Raw genomic sequence first — 3,907 nt, forward strand, 5'->3', positions numbered from 1 at the left:
AAAGCAGTATCAGGCGCATGTGCAGACACACCAGGAATAGCTACCAGTACATCAATGCCAAGTCGGTTTGCATATTCAAATTCGCTCCCCGTGTGATAACCTTTGTCGTAAATGGCTATAAAATTGTTGTTCCCCAAAATATTTTTGGTTCGTCGCAACATGCCGCCCATAGCTTTGGAATCGTTTTCATTAGTCACTTTGAAATCAATGGGAATGTTGTGCAGCGCATCCACTGTGGTTTGTACCGTGTAGGCCACTTCTGATATGTTGTTTCGAGTCATGATTTGGCGACTATCGGGATCTGAAGTGGAGATTTGGGTCACGCCTGTAGTATGAATTGTGTTTTGATACCCAATGTATTTTTGTTTCTGAACGGTATGTTTTTTGATCTTTTTTGCTATGGTTTGTTTTTCCAGAACATCACCATCTTCTTTGGCTAAAGCCGAGTTGTATTCTTCGAGTTTGGCATCGATATAAGCAATATGACGCTCTATTTTGTTGGGATTAAAATTGTTTTTCTTGGAGTTTTGCGCTCTGAGTTTGGTGCTGTCTCCTGCAACCAAAGCGCCACCAATGAGTTCAAAGTGGGAGGCGAGTTTCACCGTTGCACGAAAAATGCGAGCAATGGCTTTAGGATTGTCTTTGCGGAAATGATGATGCCAAGATTCGAAAAAGATTTTAGCGTGAACAGCTTCGGATTTCGCCCCAACAAAAACGCCCGCCAGGCGGTGGGCAAAGCCTTGGGTAACATTCATGAAGGCTACAATTATATTGTAGATATTGACCTAAAGACCTTCTTTGACGAAGTCGACCATTGCTTGCTGATGAACCTAATTTACCAAAAGGTAAAATGCCCTACGACTTTGCGATTGATCCGCAAATGGTTGCGAGTGCCGATACTTATCAAAAGAAAACTGGTAAAACGCAGAAAAGGCGTTCCGCAAGGAAGCCCTATAAGTCCGCTTTTGTCAAATATTTTGCTCCACGAATTGGACAAAGAACTGACACGAAAAGGATTGAAGTTTGTTCGTTATGCCGATGATTTCAGTATTTACACCAAATCAAAATACCAAGCCAAAACGGTTGGAAACGCTATCTTTCTATTTCTGAGAGATAAGCTAAAACTAACCATTAATCTGGAAAAGAGTGGGATTAGAAAACCCATTCAATTCACGATATTGGGATTCACGTTTGCATCGACCTATCAAAAAGGGGTAAAAGGCAGGTATCAATTAACGGTAGGGGACAAAGCTTGGGCAAAACTCAAGCAAAGTCTAAAAGAAGTGACCCGCAAAACCGCACCGAGAAATTTCGAGGAACGCATCCGGAAAATCAACGAAATCCAACGAGGATGGTTAAACTATTTTCGGGGAACAAGTATTCAAGGAAAGTTACGAGATATTGACGGATGGTTGCGCAACAGACTGCGCTATTGTATCTGGACGGATTGGAAGAAACCCGAACGCAAAAGGAAAAACCTGATGCGACTAGGGATTGACAAAGACCATGCTTATGCTTGGAGCAGAACCAGAAAAGGAGGATGGCGCATTGCCCAAAGTCCAATTCTTACCACTACAATTACCCTACTGCGACTTAAGAAGAAAGGCTATCAATCAATGTTGGAGATTTACATGGAACTCAACCCATCACTTTGCGAACCGCCGTATACGAGACCCGTACGTACGGTGGTGTGAGAGGCGCACTCCGTCAGTTTCTGGCGGAGCCGTCTACTCGATTAGGCGTTCGGCTTTTATTATTTAAATTCCACAAGTTCTGAATCAACTTTCCATCCTTTACTTGTAGCAATACTTTTGTCGCATTTTTCGACACCAGGATTTCCCCCAATAAAAATTGTTTTATCCCAAATTTTATTTTTGTGTAAAGTTTCAAATAACTTATTTATTTGAGTAGCATTTAATTGATTTGAACGTAAAAACAAAGATGCTAATTTTGTGTTATTACGAACATCTAGACTTTTAAGCTGATTGTTTTCACAAGATAAAGTCTCAAGCAAAGTATTTTTACTAACATCTAAACTTTTCAATTGATTCAAAGTGCAATCTAATTCGATTAATTCAAGATTTTTACTAACATCAATATTTTTCAGTTTGTTACTAAGGATTACCAAATAATTTAATTTGGGATTATTACTTACATTTAAACTAGTTAAATCATTGTTGGAACAAAATATACCTATAATAGTATTTCGTCCACTACCATTTATTGCAATTGCGTGGCTTTTTTTGTCTGAATAGCTTTTGTTAAAATAAATGGGCATTGACCACAAATCATTTGAGTTGATTGTCGTTCCGTCTCCCCAATCAATAGTTGCATTTCCCCAAGAACCAGACAAGCCAATTTTTAAACTGTCAACTTTATCCGTACTCATAGTTATTTGTGATTTAGAGTTTTGTTTGCACGAAATAATAAGTATTGTTAAGAATATGAAAATAGTGTTTCTATAGTTGTTCTTCAATCTGTTAATTTTTAATTAATCTATTTTCGTGTTTTTTCTCGTTTCGTGTGTAAGCTGACGCCTAACGTTCTGGCGCTACACGAGGTTTGGGATTAAAGATGCGAGGTTTTTCGGTTAAACACAAATTTTCCAAATACAAAACCATCTTTAAATTCAACCTAATGCCCAAATCTCGTGTAACGGCTGTGTGTGCCTTGCATGCACTTCCAATTCCTCAAAAGTAGGAATTTTATCTAGAGGGTGCAAGTCCCTTATCGGCAAGTTGTTGTGTTATATTGAGCCGATTAGCACGTGGCAAGCTCGGAAGAAGCGATTCTTTGAGTGAAGGAAGCCAAACGGCAAAAGTCTGTACCGAGGAACACGAAGCGCATACGAGGCTAGCTAAATTGGGGTAAGCATGCACAGCAATGCAAAGCCTAGAGACAACAGATTTAGTTAGTAGATGCGTCGGGGATAGACAGAAAGAGGAAGTGCTTACCGAGGGAGGTCTCTTGGATTACGGGTTAATCCCAAAAGAGAAGTCAGCAGAAGTCATAGTACTTGGGGCAACGAGTTACCAATAGAAATGGTATAAGTCTCACAAACAAGGAAGGACTGAACGCAAGTGGTTCTCAATTTCTAACGGAATGGCGCAAGTTATAGCCCTAGAAAAGCGGAACAGGTTAAACAAGAATCTGAAATAATCCCGAAGTTTCGGGACAGATTAAAACAACAAGAATGATTGCACAAGTAATACATCCTTACAATCTCCAAAAGGCGCTACATCAAGTAGTCGCCAATAAAGGCAGTGCGGGCGTTGATGGCTTAAAAACCACTCAACTAGCGGATTATTTTCGTGAACACAAAACTGCATTATTGGACGATATTAAGAATAATCGTTATGTACCGCAACCCATTCTTGGAGTGGAGATTCCAAAGGGAGGCGGAAAACTCCGACTCTTGGGAATCCCAACAGTAGTGGATAGACTACTTCAACAAGCCGTATCACAAGCAATGATGCCAAGATTTGAAAAAGATTTTAGCGTGAACAGCTTTGGATTTCGACCCAACAAAAACGCCCGCCAAGCGGTGGGTAAAGCCTTGGGAAACATTCACGAAGGCTACAATTATATTGTAGATATTGACCTAAAGACCTTCTTCGACGAAGTGGACCATTGCTTGTTGCTGAACCTGATTTACCAAAAGGTAAAATGCCCAACAACTTTGCGATTAATCCGCAAATGGTTGCGAATGCCAATACTCATCAAAGGGAAACTGGTAAAACGCAGAAAAGGCGTTCCGCAAGGAAGCCCAATAAGTCCGCTTTTGTCAAATATTTTGCTCCACGAATTGGACAAAGAACTGACACGAAAAGGATTGAAGTTTGTCCGTTACGCCGATGATTTCAGCATCTACACCAAATCGAGATACCAAGCCAAAACGGTTGGTAAC

At 40.3% G+C, this 3,907-nt stretch carries 3 protein-coding genes and 1 pseudogene; 2 read left to right on the forward strand and 2 right to left on the reverse strand.

What is annotated here, in order from left to right; genetic code table 11:
• Positions 1-650, reverse strand: a pseudogene (locus tag ACM55F_RS18695) (transposase); the annotation flags it as partial.
• Between the two features lie 3 nt (positions 651-653).
• On the opposite strand from ACM55F_RS18695, the gene ACM55F_RS18700 reads away from it, so the two are divergent.
• On the forward strand, positions 654-1,694 hold the full coding sequence (locus tag ACM55F_RS18700) for a reverse transcriptase domain-containing protein (RefSeq protein WP_416855319.1): 1,041 nt from the start codon (positions 654-656) through the stop codon (positions 1,692-1,694).
• Positions 1,695-1,753: 59 nt separating this feature from the next.
• Here ACM55F_RS18700 and ACM55F_RS18705 read toward each other — a convergent pair whose 3' ends face one another.
• A complete protein-coding gene (locus ACM55F_RS18705; protein ID WP_416855320.1) occupies positions 1,754-2,389 on the reverse strand; it encodes a leucine-rich repeat domain-containing protein in 636 nt (211 codons plus the stop codon).
• A gap of 804 nt (positions 2,390-3,193) precedes the next feature.
• Between ACM55F_RS18705 and ACM55F_RS18710 the strand changes: the two genes are divergently transcribed.
• Positions 3,194-3,907: reverse transcriptase domain-containing protein (locus ACM55F_RS18710; RefSeq protein WP_416855321.1), on the forward strand; the 714-nt coding region annotated here is incomplete at its 3' end.

The sequence above is a fragment of the Flavobacterium melibiosi genome (assembly GCF_048158545.1).
GTDB lineage: Bacteria > Bacteroidota > Bacteroidia > Flavobacteriales > Flavobacteriaceae > Flavobacterium > Flavobacterium melibiosi.